The 19,491-nt window shown below is 46.7% G+C and carries 15 protein-coding genes; 7 read left to right on the forward strand and 8 right to left on the reverse strand.

Going from position 1 to position 19,491, the window contains the following annotated elements:
• Positions 1-170: 170 nt before the first annotated feature.
• The 3 genes from dacB to QT987_RS17860 all read right to left on the reverse strand — a co-directional run bounded on the left by dacB (position 171) and on the right by QT987_RS17860 (position 3,257).
• A complete protein-coding gene (dacB, locus tag QT987_RS17850) occupies positions 171-1,643 on the reverse strand; it encodes a D-alanyl-D-alanine carboxypeptidase/D-alanyl-D-alanine endopeptidase (RefSeq protein WP_445299708.1) in 1,473 nt (490 codons plus the stop codon).
• An 81-nt stretch (positions 1,644-1,724) separates the two neighbouring features.
• Positions 1,725-2,051, reverse strand: coding sequence for a (2Fe-2S) ferredoxin domain-containing protein (locus QT987_RS17855; RefSeq protein ID WP_333242334.1), 327 nt, complete (start codon positions 2,049-2,051; stop codon positions 1,725-1,727).
• Positions 2,052-2,129: 78 nt separating this feature from the next.
• The gene (locus QT987_RS17860; RefSeq protein ID WP_333242337.1) at positions 2,130-3,257 is read right to left on the reverse strand and encodes a transposase; all 1,128 of its coding nucleotides are present in this window, start codon (positions 3,255-3,257) and stop codon (positions 2,130-2,132) included.
• A 444-nt stretch (positions 3,258-3,701) separates the two neighbouring features.
• Here QT987_RS17860 and QT987_RS17865 point away from each other — a divergent pair, with 444 nt between their 5' ends.
• The 4 genes from QT987_RS17865 to QT987_RS17880 all read left to right on the forward strand — a co-directional run bounded on the left by QT987_RS17865 (position 3,702) and on the right by QT987_RS17880 (position 7,495).
• Positions 3,702-4,202, forward strand: coding sequence for a CBS domain-containing protein (locus QT987_RS17865; protein ID WP_333242340.1), 501 nt, complete (start codon positions 3,702-3,704; stop codon positions 4,200-4,202).
• Positions 4,203-4,323: 121 nt separating this feature from the next.
• A complete protein-coding gene (gene nblB / locus QT987_RS17870) occupies positions 4,324-4,998 on the forward strand; it encodes a phycobilisome degradation protein NblB (protein WP_333242344.1) in 675 nt (224 codons plus the stop codon).
• Positions 4,999-5,504: 506 nt separating this feature from the next.
• Complete coding sequence (locus QT987_RS17875) at positions 5,505-6,791, forward strand: CAP domain-containing protein (RefSeq protein WP_333242349.1); 1,287 nt, start codon at positions 5,505-5,507, stop codon at positions 6,789-6,791.
• A gap of 173 nt (positions 6,792-6,964) precedes the next feature.
• Complete coding sequence (locus tag QT987_RS17880; protein ID WP_333242350.1) at positions 6,965-7,495, forward strand: adenylate kinase; 531 nt, start codon at positions 6,965-6,967, stop codon at positions 7,493-7,495.
• A 55-nt stretch (positions 7,496-7,550) separates the two neighbouring features.
• Here QT987_RS17880 and murQ read toward each other — a convergent pair whose 3' ends face one another.
• Positions 7,551-8,465, reverse strand: a complete 915-nt coding sequence (gene murQ / locus QT987_RS17885; RefSeq protein ID WP_333242354.1) for an N-acetylmuramic acid 6-phosphate etherase — start codon at positions 8,463-8,465, stop codon at positions 7,551-7,553.
• Between the two features lie 236 nt (positions 8,466-8,701).
• A complete protein-coding gene (locus tag QT987_RS17890; protein WP_333056206.1) occupies positions 8,702-9,076 on the reverse strand; it encodes a DUF3110 domain-containing protein in 375 nt (124 codons plus the stop codon).
• Between the two features lie 426 nt (positions 9,077-9,502).
• Here QT987_RS17890 and QT987_RS17895 point away from each other — a divergent pair, with 426 nt between their 5' ends.
• From QT987_RS17895 to QT987_RS17905, 3 genes are all read left to right on the forward strand, one after another.
• Positions 9,503-16,183: a translocation/assembly module TamB domain-containing protein gene (locus tag QT987_RS17895; protein WP_333242355.1), complete on the forward strand. Its 6,681-nt coding sequence runs from the start codon at positions 9,503-9,505 to the stop codon at positions 16,181-16,183.
• A gap of 117 nt (positions 16,184-16,300) precedes the next feature.
• Positions 16,301-16,666 carry a hypothetical protein gene (locus tag QT987_RS17900; protein ID WP_333242363.1) on the forward strand — a complete coding sequence of 122 codons (366 nt, stop codon included), beginning with the start codon at positions 16,301-16,303 and terminating at the stop codon, positions 16,664-16,666.
• Positions 16,667-16,782: 116 nt separating this feature from the next.
• Positions 16,783-17,754, forward strand: a complete 972-nt coding sequence (locus QT987_RS17905) for an Rpn family recombination-promoting nuclease/putative transposase (protein ID WP_333242364.1) — start codon at positions 16,783-16,785, stop codon at positions 17,752-17,754.
• A gap of 214 nt (positions 17,755-17,968) precedes the next feature.
• On the opposite strand, the gene QT987_RS17910 is transcribed toward QT987_RS17905, so the two are convergent.
• The 3 genes from QT987_RS17910 to QT987_RS17920 form a co-directional block, all read right to left on the reverse strand.
• Positions 17,969-18,472 (reverse strand): DUF2243 domain-containing protein, encoded by a 504-nt coding sequence (locus QT987_RS17910; RefSeq protein ID WP_333242365.1) that lies wholly within the window; start codon positions 18,470-18,472, stop codon positions 17,969-17,971.
• A gap of 403 nt (positions 18,473-18,875) precedes the next feature.
• Complete coding sequence (locus QT987_RS17915; protein WP_333242366.1) at positions 18,876-19,100, reverse strand: hypothetical protein; 225 nt, start codon at positions 19,098-19,100, stop codon at positions 18,876-18,878.
• A gap of 8 nt (positions 19,101-19,108) precedes the next feature.
• Entirely contained in the window at positions 19,109-19,339 is a 231-nt protein-coding gene (locus QT987_RS17920; RefSeq protein ID WP_333242379.1) for a hypothetical protein, read from the reverse strand.
• Positions 19,340-19,491: the final 152 nt, after the last annotated feature.

The raw sequence follows: 19,491 nt of genomic DNA on the forward strand, positions 1-19,491 counted from the left end.
GGTAGCAGGCTGAAACGGCCCAATGCTGTTAATTTTTCTACTTTTATTGTAGCTGCTTTTCCAGGCCAGCCGCTGCAATCTAATTAAACTTAAAACTTATCAGGTTTTGGGGTGTCCTGTGTTTTAGGCGTAACTACTGAGCTTAACTTTCTCACCTTAAATGTATTGTTTTAGCAGCGGCGCAGGCGATTCAATAATAGCACAATTTCGTCCGTTGCCGATCGCATTTTTGCAGTCGATAGGTCAGATTGATTGACGATAATGCTAAACACCAGCGGCTCGTAATTCGGAACTTCGATATATCCCGACAGCGCCGAAACTCCGCTCATAGTTCCTGTTTTTGCTTGCAAATTTACGCGGTTTGGTGTAATATTAAAGCGATTTTTCAAAGTGCCGCTCTCGCCAGCGATCGGCAGTGACTGGCGGTAAATAGATGCAGCAGGTGAATTGGCCATAAGTCTCAAAGTTTGCACCAAGGCTTCTGGAGTAATTAAATTGTGCCGAGACAAGCCGGAACCGTCGGCTAATCTGTAGCTGTTTGGATTTACTCCTAATTGAGTTAAAACTGTTTTTAACTCTTTCAAACCCATTTCACCTGTATCCTCTTGTGGCACAGGCATCTTGCCTGTGAGTGTTTGTGGCAGGGGCATCTTGTCTGTAACTTTCCCCAACAATCTCAATAAAACTTCTGCATAAAGATTGTTGCTTACTCGATTAGTTTCTCTCACCAATTCCGCCAGCGGTGGCGATTCAACAGTCGCTAATTCTTGATTTAAATTGCGAGAAGCCGATGCAACTAAAGCCTGTTTAACAGGAATTCCCTCAGCCGCCAGGGCTTGTTGAAAATACTGCAAAAAATTATTAGCGGGGTTGACAACTGCGACATAAGCTGATTCAGGTTCTGCACCAACTTTCAACTGTCCGCCCACTCGAATTATAGGTCGATCGAACTCCCGGCCAATTTCAATAAACTCGGATTCGTTTTGGGCGACTGTTACTGAATTGTTCTGAAGTTGCCACTGATTTGCCAGCTTTGCTTCGACAAAAGTAACTTTCAGAGGTTGCCCCAGAGCCTGTGGGGACAAGAGAAGGTCGATCGCGTTTTGATTGAAAATTAAACTGTTAATTGGCGCTCCGTAGCCAGCTTGCGCGTCTTCCCATTCCCAATTCGGATTGACTGCACTACCTTGAAAATAGCTGTCATCGCCAATCAACTGGTTAACTTGACTGATTCCCCGCTGCTTCAACTGCTGCGCCAAAGATTTCAACTGAGCCTCAGCAATGCTCGGATCTCCCCTGCCGGCAACGTACAAACTGCCATTTTCGCCGCTGTAAACCGATGTCTTAATCCGAAAATCTGCACCGAGTTTCTGCAAAGCAGCGGCTGTAGTTAGCAGCTTGGCATTTGATGCTGGAATAAAATATTTTTGGGCGTCGCGGCTGTAGAGAGTAGTAGTAGAAGATAGAGGTTGAATCAAAATGCCCCAGCGCGATCGGCTAAATTCGGGACGGTTGGCGATCGCATCTACTTGTGCCCCCAAATCCCCAGGACAAATATCCCCAGCAACCGCCTGGGTTTGAGCTGCAACCGCCGACGGACGCCCCAGAATTAGGACTAACAAACTAAGCGCAATTCCTTGGATTTTCAAAGTGCCAGTTCCTTAACAATAACTATTAAAATTAAATGCGCCCGATCTTGGAAGTTTCACCGAATCAAGTCAATATTAATAATAATAACGCATATGAATTCTCGGATTGAACAGCGCCTCTACAGGTTTTCCCCCTTTGAGATGCTCTTCCATAATCAACGGTACATCACTAGGTTTAACTCGACAATACCAAATTTCGTCCGGGGTAACTCGTACAGTCGGGCCAGTGGTGCACTGTCCCTGACAGCTACTGGCCTCAACTTTCACCCCTGCAACTTGTTGAGCTTCAAAAGCAGCTAGCACTGCTGCTGAACCATTTTTCAGGCAAGATTGATACTGGCAAACCAATACACAGCGCGCTTCTGGTTGGGAGTCTGGTTCTGTGGCTGGAGATTCTGGCATTGGTAAGGATTTATCCGCTCTTTAATATATCTTAACAATCTTTTGACATCCTCACCGGCCTGAAGGCGCGGTGATTCCCTACCAGTCGAACAGAGTTAACTGTTCGTACTTTAGACGGGTTGACAGTTCATCGGGAACTGCCTCAATTGAGGTCTTACACTCCCTCCCTGCCCATTTTGAGTCGTGGATATGCCCTACCCCGACTTGTTCTATATTTTTTGAGGCGTTGTCGTCTCTGTCGTGAAGAGTGCCGCAATTCATACAGACAATTTCTCTCACCGAAAGGTCTAACTTGCCCCAGCGGTAACCACAATCCGAACAAACTTGGCTGGTTGGTTCCCATCTGCTGATGACAACAAACTCACGTCCAACTTTCTCCGACTTAGACTCACACATTGTTCTGAATTCCCGCCATCCAGCGGAGCTGATTGCTCTGGATAATTTGCGGTTCTTCAGGAGTCCGGAGACGTTTAAATCTTCTAGGGCGATAACTTGGTTCTCGTTTATCACCTTAGTCGATAGTTTATGCAGAAAGTCCTTGCGGATATCTCGCAGTTTTGCTTTGAGTTTCGCCACCTTCAATCGCATCCGTTCACGCCGCTTTGATGTTTTAGAGCGTCGTGATAACTTGCGTTGAGAGCGTCGAATTTTACGGTCTAACTTTGAGTAGCTGGGGCTTGCCACTCGCTCTCCCGTGCTGAGCGCCGCAAAAATTTTTATGCCCAAATCAATACCCACTGCTGGGTTAGAAGCTAGCTTGGTTTCGGGCTGCACCTCAACAACAAAACTAAGGAAGTAGCGCCCTGCGGTGTCTTTAATAACGGTGACTGAACTTGGTTCAGACGGCAGAGGTCGCGACCATTTAGTCTTAATACACCCAATTTTGGCTAAGAAAACCTTGGCAGCTTTGATGCTAAATCCCCCTTTTCGGAAACGGGCTGACTGTCTGTTTGTCCGCTGCTTAAATTTAGGGGGATTAACCTTTTTGCCTTTTCTTTTTCCCTTAATAGATGCGAAAAAGTTGTTCCAAGCTACACCTAAATCAGCAATAGATTGCTGTAATGGGATATTAGAAACCTCGCTCAACCACTCACGCTCTTGGGTCTTTTTGGCTTGAGTAATGCATATTTTTTGCAAATCTCCATTGCTAGGTAGTTTCTCCGATTTCTTACACAGTGCCAGAGCGTCGTTCCATACGACTCTCACACAACCTTCATAGCCTTGCCAGGTCTTTGCGTTGTTGCTCGGATGGATAAATTCGGTACTGGTAGCGTGATTTCATGCTAGTATTGTACACCATATATCCGTACAAACTCATGAAAAAACGATTAGATTTTAGGCTCGAAGACTTTGAATTAGAGATACTTGAAAAATATTGTGTGGCGGTTGGCAGAACTAAGTCTGATGTTCTTAGAGAGTTAATTAGGAATTTGAAAACCAAGAAAAAGCCGTCCTAGAAGGACGGGGCTTGAATCCCATTAATTTTGGTCAGACCGATCGCTCGCCGGAGTCCGGCAAAGGGCAGAATTTTATAGTGCGATCGAAAAAAACAGCAAAATTCTGGCATTCAAGCTTTTTCCTTCCTTCTACTTTCTAACGAATCCCTTCAGCAGAGCTGCCTTTCTTCAGTCTGTGCCGCCCTTTCCCTATATGATCGATTTAGAGCAACAACTCAATCAACCCCTAATCATGCCAAAAACAGTAGCCGATGTAATGAGCCGCGACCCGATTTTGGCGCGACCCGAAATGCCCTTGAACGAAGCGATTAAAATTTTAGCCGATCGACGCATTAGCGGTCTTCCCGTCGTAGATGAGAATGACTTGTTGGTAGGAGTCATCTCCGAAACCGACTTGATGTGGCGGGAAACCGGCGTAACTCCGCCCGCTTATATCATGGTGCTCGACAGCGTGATTTATTTGGAAAATCCATCTCGTTACGAGCGAGAACTCCACAAGGCTTTAGGACAAACAGTAGGAGAAGCGATGAGTAAAGAACCCGTTACCATCGGGCCAGATCAATCTGTCCAAGAAGCTGCCAAACTGATGCACGATCGCAGCATCCACCGATTGCCGGTGCTTGATACTGCGGGCAAAGTAATCGGCATCCTCACTAGGGGAGATATTATTCGCTCGATGGCTGCCGAATCTTAAATTAACTGTTGCAGTTCCAGGAGTGTATCAGAAAATGAGTCGATCACTCCTTAAATCTCGCTTGCTTTTGGCAATTACCAATTACCAAATCTAAAATCTAAAATCTAAAATCTCAAATCCGATGAGCATTACCCCTGAGTCTGTCGAACAATTGCTGAATTCCGAGGATTTTGGCGAAAGACTGCGAGCAGTCAACCAACTGCGACAACTAGAACCCGCGAGCGCCTATAAACTAATTCAAATTGCGATCGGCGATAATAACGTCCGGGTTCGCTACGCAGCAGTCAGCCAATTATCAACCCTCGGCACGCAGAATCTACCGAACGCTTTAGAGGTACTGCGAAACAGCCTGAACAACGACCCCGAACCCGACGTGCAAGCAGCCGCCGCCGATGCTTTGGGCGCATTGAAATTAACCGATGCTTTAGAAGATTTGCAGCAAGTTTATAGCAGTACCTCTGAATGGCTGGTGCAAATGAGCATCGTTGCTGCTTTGGGAGAAATGGGAGATCCGAAAGCCTTTCCCATGTTAGAAAATGCCCTGACTTCTGAAAACGAATTGATCCAAACCATTGCGATCAGTGCATTAGGTGAATTGGGAGATAAACGGGCGCTGCCGCTGCTGCTTCCCTACACTTCCAATGCTGATTGGCAGATCCGTTACAGAGTAGCTCAAGCTTTGGGGCGGTTGGGCGGTGCAGAAGCACAGACAGCTTTGGAAATTCTCGCCAAAGATGAGGTTGAGCAAGTTGCTCAGGAGGCTAAAGCCGGACAGGAAAATAGTTTGAAATCTTGAGATTGCTTTCGTTCGCGAACAAGCCTGCGCGGTTGTGAATTTTGAATTAATTTAGAATTTTTTGTGAAGATTCTACTAAAAACTCTGTTCGCGATCGCACACAGAATTCAGAAACCCGGTTTCTTCCTATATTTGTCGTTCCTCTCTGCAAAACTCGTAGAAACCGGGTTTCTAGCCAGCCAGCCAGCGGGCTGGTTGCGTAGCGTAAACCATACTAATCAGGAAAAATCTAAAATCTAAAATCTAAAATTGTATTGATGCCAGGGGCGATCGCAAATTCCTTTGAAACTCTCCTTAAATTCGAGCGTACTCTTCCATTTCCCAATCATAGCCAGCCTCTTGACATCCCCAGTTTGAGAACAGCTATAATCAAAATAAATACAGCAGCGGCAGGGATTAACACAATTATTGAATTGTGCCGGGCCAGCTAGCGATCGGGGAAACTATCGTTAAGAGGGTAAGTCATCTACCAGCAAAAAAAACTCTTAAAACTCTTGAACGTCCCCATGCTTGAACAACTACAAAATTCCGGTTATCAGTCCTCTGACATTGTAATAGGAGAGCGATCGGTCTCTCAAGTTGCACCAACTTCAACCACCAATCAAAACTTTATTAATAGAGTTTTAGAACTTACCAACATCGAACGCAGCAAATTAGGTTTGTCCCCGCTAACCTTAAATACTCAGTTACTAAATGCGGCGGAAAATCACAGCCAAAACATGGCACTGCAAGACTTCTTTTCGCATACAGGCAAAGATGGTTCGTCATTCACCAGTCGCATTACTGCAACGGGCTATCAATTCTCAGCAGCAGCAGAAAACATCGCTGCGGGTTCTTCTACACCCGAACAAGTTGTATCATCTTGGATGAACAGCAGCGGCCACCGGGCTAATATTCTTAACCCCAATCTCAAAGAAATTGGGATTGGTTACTATTTCTTAGCCGACGATACAGGCACAGAAAATTTCAATCACTATTGGACGCAAGTTTTTGCGACTTCTCTTGACGGTAGTGTCAATCCCGCGCCGACACCGACACCGACTCCCACACCGACTCCCACACCAAACACTATATCTATTACTTCGCCAATACCCAATGCTACAGGGGACGGCAGCCCGACGACAGCACCCAAAAATACAGCCAGCGACGGCAATTATTTCCTCTCAGATAGTGCGGATAATCAAATACCGACAAATGCTGCGGGATTGCCAATTTTTGCCCTTTCCGGCAAAGACAATATCACGGGGGGAGAAGGTGTTGATAGCATTAATGGAATGCAAGGTGCGGATACAATTAATGGCGCAGGAGGCAATGACAGCTTATCCGGCGGCAAAGAATCCGATTTAATTGATGGCGGTGTTGGCGATGATTTTATCAGCGGCAACAACGATAACGATCGACTAATCGGATCTGACGGTAACGATACTATTCGCGGCGGCAAAGAAGATGATGTCTTGATTGGCGGTAACGGATCTGATTTGTTGGCGGGCGATCGCGGGCAAGATATTCTGACGGGCGGCGACGGAAATGATACGTTTATCTTGGCAGGAGGTTTGTCTGCTTCGGCTACTTTAATTAGTGCCGATGTAATTGTCGATTTGGGGGCTGGGGATAAAATTGGTTTGACTGACGGTATCGGGTTTGCAAACTTGACTTTGGAAGCTGTGAGTTTGCAGTTGGATGGAGGGGCAAGCATCGCTTCTACGGCGATTAAGTCTGGTAGTAATTATTTGGGAATCGTGCAGGGTGTAAGTGAAAGTCAGCTTACGGCGATCGTTTTTGTGAATGGGTAACGGGGAATCGGTAGTGTAAAATTTCACTTATGCAGCTTGTAAGGTGCGTCAGTTGGTAGGGGGATTTGATGGGTAGCCCAGATTGTCGAAGCTGACGCACCCTACTACTTCAGTTGTTATAGCAATTCTCCAAAGTCTTGCTACAAACTGCATGATTACTAAGAGGATTTTGTATGAAAAAAGTAGCCGTGTTTGGCAACGCTGGAGGCGGTAAATCAACTCTCAGCAAGAGATTATCAGAAATCACTGGTTTGCCACTTTACGCCTTGGATAAGATTAAATATCAATCTGGGGGCGCTGAGGTTCCAAATGAAGAATATAAGCGTACCCATGAGAAAATTTTGCCTACTGACCGATGGATTATAGACGGTTTTGGTTGCATGGAAACCGTCTGGGTTCGACTCAACGAGGCAGATACTCTGGTTTTTGTCGATCTGCCCCTATACGTGCATTTCTGGTGGGTGACTAAACGGCTGATTACAGGTAAGTTTATACCGCCAGAAGGCTGGCCCCAAAAGAGTCCGATCTTGAAGAGTTCAATTAATAGTTACCGCGTTCTTTGGTTGTGTCACAAGTATTTGACTCCCAGATATCGCGAGTATGTCGATCGCGCTCAAAATACCAAAAGTGTTTATCACATCAGATCCACTGAAGAGATTTCACAATTTTTTGCATCGATATCGCAAATGACAGTTGACGGTTGACAGTTGGCAGTTGGCAGTTGTTAATGACTAATGACTGCTGACTGCTGACTGCTGACTAATGACCAATCGATGCTACTGCCGATCGCAAATTGCCTTGAAACTCGCCCAAAATTCGATCGCACTCTTCCTTCTCCAAATTAGTCCAGTGCATCATCAAAGCTAACTTAACAGACTTGCCACTTTTTTCGAGCAAAAAACCCGCCTCATCCCGGTTCAAATCAGTCAAATCCTGCAACATCCGCACAGCCCGATCGCGCAATTTCTTATTAGTAACCGCCACGTCAACCATCCGATTGCCGTAAACCTTCCCCAGCTTCACCATTACCCCAGTCGAAATGATATTTAAAGCCATTTTTGTGACTGTACCGGCTTTCAAGCGCGTCGAACCCGCCACTACCTCCGGGCCAACCAACAACCGAATATCAACATCAGCCTCAAAATTCACTTGTTCGACGGGTACGCAAGCCATAAACACAGTTTTCGCCCCCCGCTGGCGCGCCGCCTGCAAAGCGCCCGCCACAAACGGCGTCGTACCCCCAGCCGTAATCCCGACAACCACATCTAAGTTGGTAATTTGACGGTGGGCGATCGCCTCAGCCCCATCCTCAGCCCGATCCTCCAAATCCTCCGAACTCCGCACCAAAGCCCCCGCACCCCCGGCAATTATGCCCTGTACGAGTTCTGGCGGCGTGCAGAAGGTGGGGGGACACTCGGCGGCATCCAGCACCCCCAAACGCCCGGAAGTACCCGCACCGACGTAAAACAGGCGGCCTCCTAGACGCAGAGACTCGGCTGCAATGTCGATCGCTTGGGCTAACTCTTCGCGGGCCTGGGCGATGGCGCTTAAGGTTTGGGCGTCTTCCCGGTTGAACAAGTCCACTAATTCGATCGAACTGAGTTGGTCTAAATTCTCGCTGTTGGTATTCACCTGTTCAGTCAGCAGATGGCCCCGTTCTTCCAAATTCTTCATGTTTTTTTATTAGTCATTAGTCATTGGTCATTAGTCATTGGTCATTAGTCAACAGTCAACAGTCATTAGGTGTACACAATAGGGTACGCATTGCCGGCCCGCTGGTTAGCTTGGTGAAGTCGTGACTCAAAAGCTCGAAATTTGCGCTTGCGGGCGATCGGCTAAATCTACTTCCGACAGAGAGGCAATTACCCATTACCCATTACCAATAACTGCTGACTAATGACTAATGGCTATTACAAAAGTCCTTCGAGTCGGCGGCGAATAGAATCCAGTTCGTTTTGGGAAACCTCAGAATCCGGATCGGAATCGGGTTCGGACTCCGGCTGCCACTGAGTCTGTGTTACATTGTTTTCTGGCGGAATCTCCAGCGCCCCCGCCGGTATCAGTTCCCAATCATAATCAACACTGTTACAGAACTCCTTAATTTCCTCATCGTCGATCGCCTCGACAGTGGGCTCGGGGAAATCCTGAGCTTCCAACATCACGCCAAAGCGGGTGGCGTCGTCTTCTGACTCAAACATCAGAACTTTATTGCGATCGCCGAGTTGAATGGTATGAATTCCCTCGTTCTCGGTGCGGGCATTGAAGAGTAAGACGAACACTCGCATAAGTTTTAAAGACCTTCTTAACCACCGTTTTTTTATCTTAGGAGCGATCGGGCGATTTTAGATTTTAGATTTTAGATTTTAGATTTTAGATTTTAGATTTGACCCCTGATCTTGCACGCGCGGGGATCGAGAGGATTTAGGGGAGTTGGAGGACTTGGTATTAGGTCTTGTTGCGTGTTTTGATTAAGTTTGGTAAAGGTTCTTGGACTCTGCCCCGCAGTGGGGGGCGTGAATCTTGAAATTCGATCCTGTGCGTTGGCGTAGCCCCCGTAGGGGCGGGCAACGCTAACGCCCGATCGGCACTTCCTACCTCACTTGTGAGTCTACCAAAGGCAGAAGCCACCCAGGCGGATCGCAGAAATTATACCTGTCTAAAATCGGCTGATTCCCTTAATTCCTGAATTCTCTGATTTCTGAGAAACACCCATGACTAACTCCGACGATAACAAAAATCAACTCGCACCCCGTCCCCACCGCCGCTGGTGGCGTCTGCTGCTGCTTAGCGGTACGGGATTGACCATTCTCGGCTTGGTTGGGGTTGCCGTAGCACAGGCGTGGGTGCGGGAAAAGTTAGCTCCTTTGGTGGAAACTGAAGTCAGTCAGTTGCTGAAGCGGCCTGTGCAACTCGGACGTTTGGAGAGATTTTCTCTGAGAAGTTTGCGGTTTGGCCGATCGACTTTACCTGCAACTCCTACAGATCCCGATTACGCTTCTACAGAAGCAGTGGAAGTGCAATTTTCAATTTGGCCGCTGCTGTTCAACCGCACTCTCAAATTAGATATTACTTTAGTTAAACCCAACGCTTATATCGAACAGGATGCTACAGGCCGCTGGGTTAATCTTCCCACTGCCGAGCGGAAATCTCCGGGTTTATTTAAAACTGAACTTGAGGCAATTCGAGCTGAAAATGCCGCCGCAGTTTTGGTGCCGAGTCCCGCAGTTGGACAGAAAACTTCGGCTCCGATTTCTGTGAATTTGAAAAATGGCAGTGCTCTATTTCGCGACCAAAATCAGCGCATTCTCTACGAACTAAACGGTCAGTTTACTAATAGCGATAATTTTATAGTGAAAGCAGATTCTCTGTTACCTGCGGCTCAAACTAACCTACAGTTGCAAGGTCAAAATTTGCCTTTGCCCGACCTCGATCGCTTGCTGAAATTTCCCGGTATTTATTTACAAAAAGGTCTGGCTAACGGCAATTTGACCGTGCAATTGCGAGACAATAAAGTATCGGGGATTACCGGAACGGCTAGTTTTGGAGGAGTGCAAGCGAGTATTTCTCCCTTAAAACAAATTATACAAAATAGCAGCGGTCAGTTGCGGTTTCAGGAAACTAATTTGATAGTCGATAGTCTGGCGGCTAATTACGGTTTAATTCCCCTGAGAATAGCAGGAACAGTTGCAACAGGAACTAATTTTAATCTCCAACAAGCTAGCTTCAATCTGACAACTAACGTGCAACCAGTCGCTTTGGCAAGTGTTGTCAGTGCGGTGGAAACAGAGTTAGGGAAGAAAGTAGTATTACCCGTGGCTGTGGCGGGGGAAGTGAAGGCGGATGCCAAGCTGACTGGAACAGTTGCAATGCCGGTGCTGACTGGTACGATCGCCTCGACAAAACCCGCTACAGTCGATCGACTGCAATTAAACAATATTAGCACTAATTTCAAATTGGAACGGGGGAGAATGGCTCAAACCCCAACTCCCAATTCTCAATCTTCTATTCCCCCGTTTTCCTCTTTAGCTTTGACTTTGAGCGATATTTTGGTAGTGCCGACGGCGGGGGGTAAAATTGGCGGCAAAGGTGAAGTCGATCTAGCTTTATCAAATGAGAATTCGCGATCGGGTTTAGTGTTTGACTTCCAAGCTGAAAACGTACCAGGAGACGCGATCGCCCAAATTTACGCTCTCCCAATTCCTGCTACTATTAATATTGGCAATGTCTCTGCAAAAGCTCAAATTTTCGGCCCGTTAGACAACATTCAAACGAGAGTTCAATGGCAAGCACCGCAAGGAACTTTCCCTGCTGCAGGCGAAATTCGAGCCGGAGGAAATTCGGCGGATTTGCAAAATACGGTTGTGAAAATTGGCGACGCTTCTGTGAACGTGGATGCTGCGTTAACAGGCCGTCAGTGGCAAGCTTTGATCGAGGGCAATGGTGTGGATCTCAACAGTTTGCAGCAAGTCCTGCCAGACCTTAATTTGCCTCCTGAACTGGCCGGTTTGTTCAGCGGAACCGCCGAAGCTGCGGGAACTCTGGACAATTTGAGTTTAAATGCGATCGCTGCGATGGGCAAAGGAAGGCTGAATATTGCTGACAGTATTGTTGATGTTGATGCCGAACTAGAATCGGGAAGGTGGCAAGTTTTTGGCAACACTGAAAAAGTTGCTGTCAATCAATTAATTGATATTGGCTTGCCGTTTTTAGCACGGGAAACGACCGCAAATCTAGACAATCTAAAATCCAAAATCGAAAATCTAAAATCGTTAGGCGGGCAGCTAGCAGGTGAATTTCAAATCGCGGGCAATGTTGACAATTTGACTGCCGGCGGAATCAATGTTAATGCCAACGGTAGACTCAATTTTGCCGACAGCAATGTCAATTTACAAGGAGAATTAGTAGCGGGAAACTGGCAAGCAACAGCACAAACCGATCGCACTTCCATCAGCCGCTTAGTAGATTTAGGATTGCCGATTTTAGATGTGGCTTCAGCATTCAATCCCGAAAATCAGCAATCTGCCAATCTCAACAATCTAAAATCTAAAATCCAAAATCTAAAATCGATCGACGGACTGCTATCGAGTCAATTTACAGCATCGGGAAGTCTTGACAATTTGACTGCTAGCAGCATCAATGCCAGCGGCAGCGGCAGACTCAATCTTGCCGACAGTGATGTTAATTTTAAAGGAGAATTGGCAGAGGGAAATTGGCAGGGAACAGCAGAAACCGATCGCACTTCGATCAGCCGCTTGGTAGATTTAGGATTGCCGCTGTTAGATGTTGGCTTAGCTTTCACTGCTGACAATCCCCAAACAGTCGCCAACCTCAACAATCTAAAATCCAAAATCCAAAATCTAAAATCGATTGACGGACAAATATCCAATCAAATTCAAGCCAGCGGCAATCTTGATAATTCAACCGCCGCCGATATTTCTGTCAACAGCAGCGGCCAACTCAATATAGGCGACGGTACTGTTGCTTTTAGAGGTAAATTAGAAGACAGACGCTGGCAAGCTTTCGCCGATGCCGATCGAGTTATTCTCAGTCGTTTAGAACAAACGGTTCGCAATCTCCAACTATTTCCGCTAACGGCGACTTTGCCTGAAGGATTTGACGGCAGAGTTAACGGCCAATTCCAAGCAGCGGGCAGTTTGGATAACTTGACAGCGAAGGGAATTAGTGCTAGCGGAGAAGGAGTGATTTTGGTCGATCGACTAGGGGCGATCGATACTACAGCCAAATTGGAAAACGGCAACTTGCAAGCATTGCTGGAAACGAACGGAATTGCCGTCAGTAATTTAGAACAAACCCTCAAACAAACAGGTTTGCTGACAGCGGATTTACCGCCAGAAATTAACGGAACCCTCGACGGCCAAGTCCGCATTTTGGGAACAGTAGATAATCTAACCGCCAACGGCATCACCGCCAACGGCGACGGACAAATTCGACTCGCCAACGGCGGAGGAATTGTCAATGCTAAAGGCAGCGCGGCATCGGGGAATTGGCGCGCGTCAATCGAGGGCGAGCAAATTGCTCTAAGTCGCTTCCAGCAAGCCTTTGAGTCGCAGCGACAAAGCTTGCAAACCGGAGGTGTAGTCTCTGGTTCCCAAAATCTCCCCCAGCTTGCAGGACTGTTTAACGGCAATATCAATTTATCCGGCCCGATTGGGACGGGCACGGGGGCGCCGCCCCTACAAAATGTTCGCGCTGGCGGCAGTTTCCGCATCTCGGAATTGCCGTTTCTGAAACAACCTTTTGAGGCAGTATTTAATTGGGACGGCAAACGGGTGGAAATTGAGAACGCCACAACTCCCGGTTTGACAGCAAACGGCTTTGTTAACGTCGAACTCGAAGGTAGAGGAGGGCCCTCAATTTCCAACTTAGATTTGGATGTCAGACTCGCCAACTTTAATCTGGAAGCTTTACCAGCAGAACAACTAGCATTTTTGAGACCAATTGGTCTCAAAAATGCTTCAGAGAATAATCTTCCCCTGCGCGGCAATGTCGATTTTACCGGCCGCCTCAGCGGAACCCTCGCCGCCCTCAGCTTAGTGGGCGACGTGGAAGTGCGGGATTTAGCAGTAAATCAAATCGCTTTTGACCCGGTACTGGCGGGGACTGTGAATGCGGATGCTGGGAAAAGTGTAGATTTGCGTTTGGCCGGCGCCAGCGACAGAATTGAAGTAGCTTTAAATCAATCTTTTCTGCCGACATCTTTCTTAATTCAACGCGGGGAATCCGTGGCTAGGGGCCAAACCGAGGGAGAAACTTTGCGAGTTAATTTAAGCGATTTTCCCCTCGCTGCTTTGAATCTATCACCCGGTAAAGAGGCGGGTTTGGGGCCGATAACTGGTACGGTTTCGGGACAAGTAAATGTGCCCGGTTGGAAGATGCCGTTAAATCCGGCGACTTTGCAAGCAAGCGGACAAATTGCGATCGCCCAACCGGCGATCGGCTACATTAAAGGTGACAGTTTCCAAGCCGAATTCAGCTACGCTAACGGCAGCGCCACTCTCACAAATGGCATATTCCGCCAAGGCAGCGGTCAATACTTAATTTCCGGCAATGTTCAAACAGGGCCAAACCCGCAATTTGCTGGGAAAGTTAACGTCCAGCAAGGCAATTTGCAGCAGGTTTTAACCGCTTTGCAATATTTCAATTTAGGCGACTTGGCGAGAGGCCTAAAACCTCCCGTTTACGGTGACAGTGGCGACGTGCAAACTGTGGCAGTGGGAGAACCAGAATCCCCGCTAATCGAACAGTTGCGCCGTTTGGCAGAAATTGAAATACTTTTGCAGCAGCAGCAAGCAGTGGAAGCATCAGAAAAATTGCCTCCCTTATCCCAATTGCAGGGCACTTTTGGTGCGGAAATTGCTGTCGCCGGTTCTTTGCAAACTGGTGTGCAAGCTCAATTTAATGTGAAAGGTGATAACTGGCAGTGGGGAGAATATGTCGCTGAAACGTTCAGCCTTGAAGGCAGTTTTCAGGACGGAATCTTAACTGTTTTGCCTCTGGAAATTCGATCGGGAGAAAGTGCGATCGGCTTTTCGGGACAACTCGGGCAAAAAGCTCAATCCGGGCAGTTGCGGGTAGAAAATGTGCCCGTCGAAGAGTTAGCAAAACTGGTGGAATTGCCTTTTGTGGATGTCACAGGAAATTTGAATTTGCGGGCGAATTTGGCCGGCAGTTTGGAAAACCCGCAAGCCACCGGGGAATTGAGTTTGCTTGAGGGTACGCTAAACGGAGAACCGATTAAACAAGCCGACGGCAGTTTTAGTTACAGCAACGCCCGCCTGAATTTTGGCGGCAGCGCTTTGGTAACTCAAACCGAACCGATTGAAGTGCAGGGAAGTTTGCCTTTTGAGTTGCCGTTTGCAGCCGTGAAGGCTGACAGCAATCAAATCGATTTGAGGGCGAATTTGCAAAATGAAGGTTTGGCAATTATTAATGTATTGACTCCGCAAGTTGCGTGGGTCAGCGGCAAGGGACAGGTGCAAATTCGCGTGGGAGGAACGCTGGAAGACCCTGTAGCGCAAGGAATTGCGAATTTTGAAAATGCAACCGTCCGCGCGCAAGCCTTCCCAGAACCGCTGACAGGGCTGACTGGGACGGTGCGCTTTGAGGGCGATCGTATTCGGGTAGAGGGAATTCGGGGACAGTTGAGTCAGGGAGAAGTTGTCGCCGCTGGCGTGATTCCGCTGTCTGTGCCGTTTGCGGAGGGCGATGTCGATGCGGATAATCCTTTGGCTGTAAATTTAGACAAGTTGGCAGTGAACCTCAGAGGATTGTACAGCGGCGGCGTAGTCGGTCAAGTGCAGGCAAGGGGCACGGCTAGGCGTCCGCAGTTGAGCGGTAATATTGAACTGTATGACGGCGAAGTATTTCTCCGAAGTCCCGGCGGTGGCACAACTCAGTTAGCTTCTTCCTCTTCTGCTTCTGATTCTGATTCCACATCTTCTGCTTCTCCTGCGACTGATGTTTCTGCTTCCCCTACGACTGAGGTTTCTCCTTCCCCTGCGACTCCGACTTCCCCTTCCTTTGAAGTTGGATTGAACGATTTGCGGCTGAATTTGGGCCGGGGAATTCGGGTAACGAGTGCGCCGATATTGAGTTTTCAGGCGACTGGGGGTTTGACGGTGAATGGAACTTTAGATGACCTTCGCCCGGAGGGTACGATTCGGTTGACTTCCGGGTCTGTGAATTTGTTTACAACGCAGTTTAGACTCGATCGAGGATACCCGCAGACAGCTACCTTTGTACCAACACAAGGACTCGATCCGACGCTGGATGTGAGATTAGCAACTTCGGTGCAGGAAGTAACGCGGTTCCGCATTCCCGGCACATCTGTAGCCTCTGAAATAGCAGACGAACCGACAACTTTCGGCAATGTGCGGAGTGTCCGAGTTCAAGCGTTAGTGCAGGGAAGGGCTTCTCAGTTGGGGGAAAATCTGGAGTTGAGGAGTTCTCCGAGTCGATCGGAAATAGAAATTGTAGCGCTATTAGGCGGCAGTTTCGTGGAGACTTTGGGACAGGGAGATAGTACACTGGCGATCGCAAATTTAGCCGGTGCGGGTTTATTGAACAACCTTCAATCTGCGATTACTAACGCCACAGGATTAAGCGAATTTCGCTTATTTCCCACTCGAATTAGAGGCAACGAAGCACAAAGTGCTAGTTCCAGTTCAGGTGCGGGTTCTCTCGGTTTAGGTTTAGAAGTTGGGTTTGACATCACGCGGAATATTTCAGCATCAATCATTCGAGTTTTGTCAGCAAATCAACCGACAGAATTTACTGTGCGCTATCGATTGAGCGATAAACTTTTACTCAGGAGTTCCAGTAATTTTCAAGGAGACAACCGCGTCACCGCTGAATATGAATTGAGGTTTTAGGCATCAGCCAACAGCCAACAGCCAACAGTTACCAATTTCTCAATAATTTGCTATAATAGTAACAGCAGCAAATTGATACTGCTAACCCCACACACAAGGTTATAGGAGTTAAGTCAAATGGCAAACAAACTCCAAGTTAATACACAGTCGATCGGCTACAGCGACTTTTACTGGAACCGCTTTAGTCCGAGAGTGGCGACTATCAGCAGTGTCCGCAACGCCAATCATTGGGAGGGCGGATTTCTCACCTATATTGCATTTCCCACAAAAGTAGAAGCTACAGCAGCAATGAAACATTTGCTATTGAATCAAAAAGCTGCTGATGTCGATATGCGGAAAGCCAAGCGCATGAAAGCAAAAGGCATTCGGTGGGAACTCAAAATTCGGGGTTTAGCTTTTAATGAAGTGCTGAAGCTTGCGACGATGGATATAACTGGAAAGCTAGTTATGTCACCTGCAACTACTACTGAAGCCACAGGCTGATAATTGAAAAACTTCGTAGTTGCGCTAAGCGTGAAAGCGCAACTACCAACCTAAAAATTCCTAAAATATTGCATTTTCCTTCTTCCTTCTTCCCTCTTCCCTATTCCTTCTATAATATGCGTTTCATCAGCCCCAAAACAGATTTTGCATTCAAAAAAATATTCGCTTCTTCCGAACATCCAGAAATTTTAATCAGCTTCCTAAATGCAATGCTGTATAACGGAGAACCAACAATCCAAGAAATAGAAATCATTGACCCTTATTCAGCAGGAAGCGTTACAGGATTGAAAGACACTTACCTGGATGTCAAAGCCAAGATTACCGGGAACAAAACCGTGATCGTGCAAATTCAGCTACTCAACGTCGCCGCCTTTGAAAAACGGGTAGTGTACAATGCAGCGACAACCTATTATACTCAACTCAAAGCTGGAGAAGGTTATTTAAAGTTAAATCCGGTCATTGCTTTAACTATCACTGACTTTATCTTATTTGAAAACACCGAAAAACTCATCTCTAACTTTGAATTCACAGAAACAGAAGAAAAATTCGTCTATCCCAACTGCGAGTTAAAATTAGTGTTTGTCGAGTTACCGAAATTTAAAAAAGAATTGAATGAACTCGAAAATCTCCCGGAAAAATGGATCTACTTTATGAAAAACGCGCCCTCTTTGGAAGCAGTACCAGATACATTGGGGTCTGTTGAAGAGATTAATACCGCGCTGGGAATTGCCAACAGAGCAAATTTGACCCTCGACGAATTGAATGATGTAGACAAGCGAGAAATGTTTATCCAAGACCAAATCGGGTCTGTGATGAAAGGGATAGAAATTGGTCTACAACAGGGGATTGCACAGGGAATACAACAAGGAATCGAACAAGGAATCGAACAAGGAATCGAAAGGGGTAAAATTGAGGGGGAAATAGGATTAATTATGCGTCAGATAGTGCGGCGGGTGGGTGAGGTTACAGTGGAAGTTCAAACTCGCATCCAGGGGTTATCTGCGGAACAGTTAGATGATTTGGGAGAAGCTTTGTTGGATTTTAGGAGTAAAGAGGATTTGATCGCGTGGTTGGACTCGGCGGGATGAACTGAGGAGTTATATCATGTCCGATCGATTAACCATAATATCCCGGTCGGGGCGGGTTTTTGAGATTGTCAATTATTGGCAGATATTGTTGGTGAACCCGCCCATACCTGATTTCGGGCGAAGCGAAGCGGAGGGAATTGACCGGACATGATATTAAACTGAGAGTCAGGGATTTTTAACGCGGATTTGGTATAATTCCCAATCTTCCATTCATTTAAACTTTAGTATCTGCGGGAACTTCCCTCTGTACCAGCGTCCAACCTAACAGCGCTAAAATAAGACCGAGGATAAGAAATCCTAAATCCCAAGCTAACTCGTTGATACCGGGTTTGACGTGGTGGATTCCCAAAATTTGATGGTCAACAATGCCTTCAACAAAGTCAAACAATCCAGCACCAATTAATATTGAACCGAAAAAAGTTTGAGTTGACAAAGGAACATCTTTGCGCTTCACAGCACGCCACAAACAGAAGATTCCCGCTACTGTTACCAACCAATCCGCAGCGTGAAACAATCCATCTCCGAGGGTATTTAATTCTAAACCGGCAACGGTAGAATCGGTTTTAACGCTGCTAAACATATGGTGCCACTGGAGGAGTTGGTGCAGCACAATGCCGTCAAAAAAGCCGGCTTGACCGATACCGAGGAGAATTCCTGCGATAATTAGAGGTCGGCGGTTGTTAACAGCGGTGGCTGGTGCGTTTGTACGATCGTCCAATAGAAAACCTCACATCCTTTAACTGCTGAGCCTGGGTCGGTGAAGGGATTTGCCAGTACATTTTTTAGTTTTGCTGGGGAGGAGGGGCGATCGCATCATCCGCGAGAGAGATTTCTGGACTTGATGGGGGCTACAATTAAATCGGTTGAGCATTTGAGATCATTTTCGTGAATTAATTCTGATGATTTATTACGCCTGTAGGGGCGGGTTCACCCTAACTTATCAGACACCACAAAAAATATTGTAAACCCGCCCCCACCACCGGATTCTCGGTGAATTTCCCCATCTAGTTTAGATTAAATCCGCCAATCAATTAGAGTAATTCATTGGGCGGGGGCGGGTTTATTTAGATTGTTATTGAGGGACATAGATATTGGTGAACCCGCCCCTACAGAACCTTTGTCTATGCAAATACTGCTTCTACGGCTTTCGGCAATGCGATCGGCACGAAATACGCGACTGGATACAAATAATCTTCGCCTGATTCATCAATAACTCGGATAAATTGATGTTCCGCAGCGCGATTATCCGGTATTATTTGGTAAATTTTTCGCACTTCCAAGGATGCTTGATAGTCTTGATTGTTAATGCAAACTACAAATTGTGTTTCTAAGTTATGGGGATTCATGACTCCTCCTATAAAATATATTTGATTTTGATTTCTTTTTTTCCAATGCCGTGTGCTTCGTACCAATGTAGCTCAGCTTCGCAGGCTGTACCATCAGCAAGGATAATTGTTGCAATTCCTTTGAGTTTTCTCCAACGTCCATTACCATAATTTTTCTGCAAACGTTCCACTTCCCGAATTGATTTACCTACTGCTATTGTTTCAATATTAGTAATGTTTCCGATAATTTGAAAGTTCATTCGACATCAAACATTATGTTAACAATTAGTATCACTGGTAGCCTTTTAGCCCAGTCCGGTGAGTGTCTGGTATACGAAACGTAGAATTGGCGAGGTTTCGTGGTTCAAGCTTTGGTTATTATAATCTTCACGAAACCCCAAAACGCTTAGAT

It is taken from the genome of Microcoleus sp. SVA1B4 (assembly GCF_036700545.1).
Classification (GTDB): domain Bacteria; phylum Cyanobacteriota; class Cyanobacteriia; order Cyanobacteriales; family Microcoleaceae; genus Microcoleus.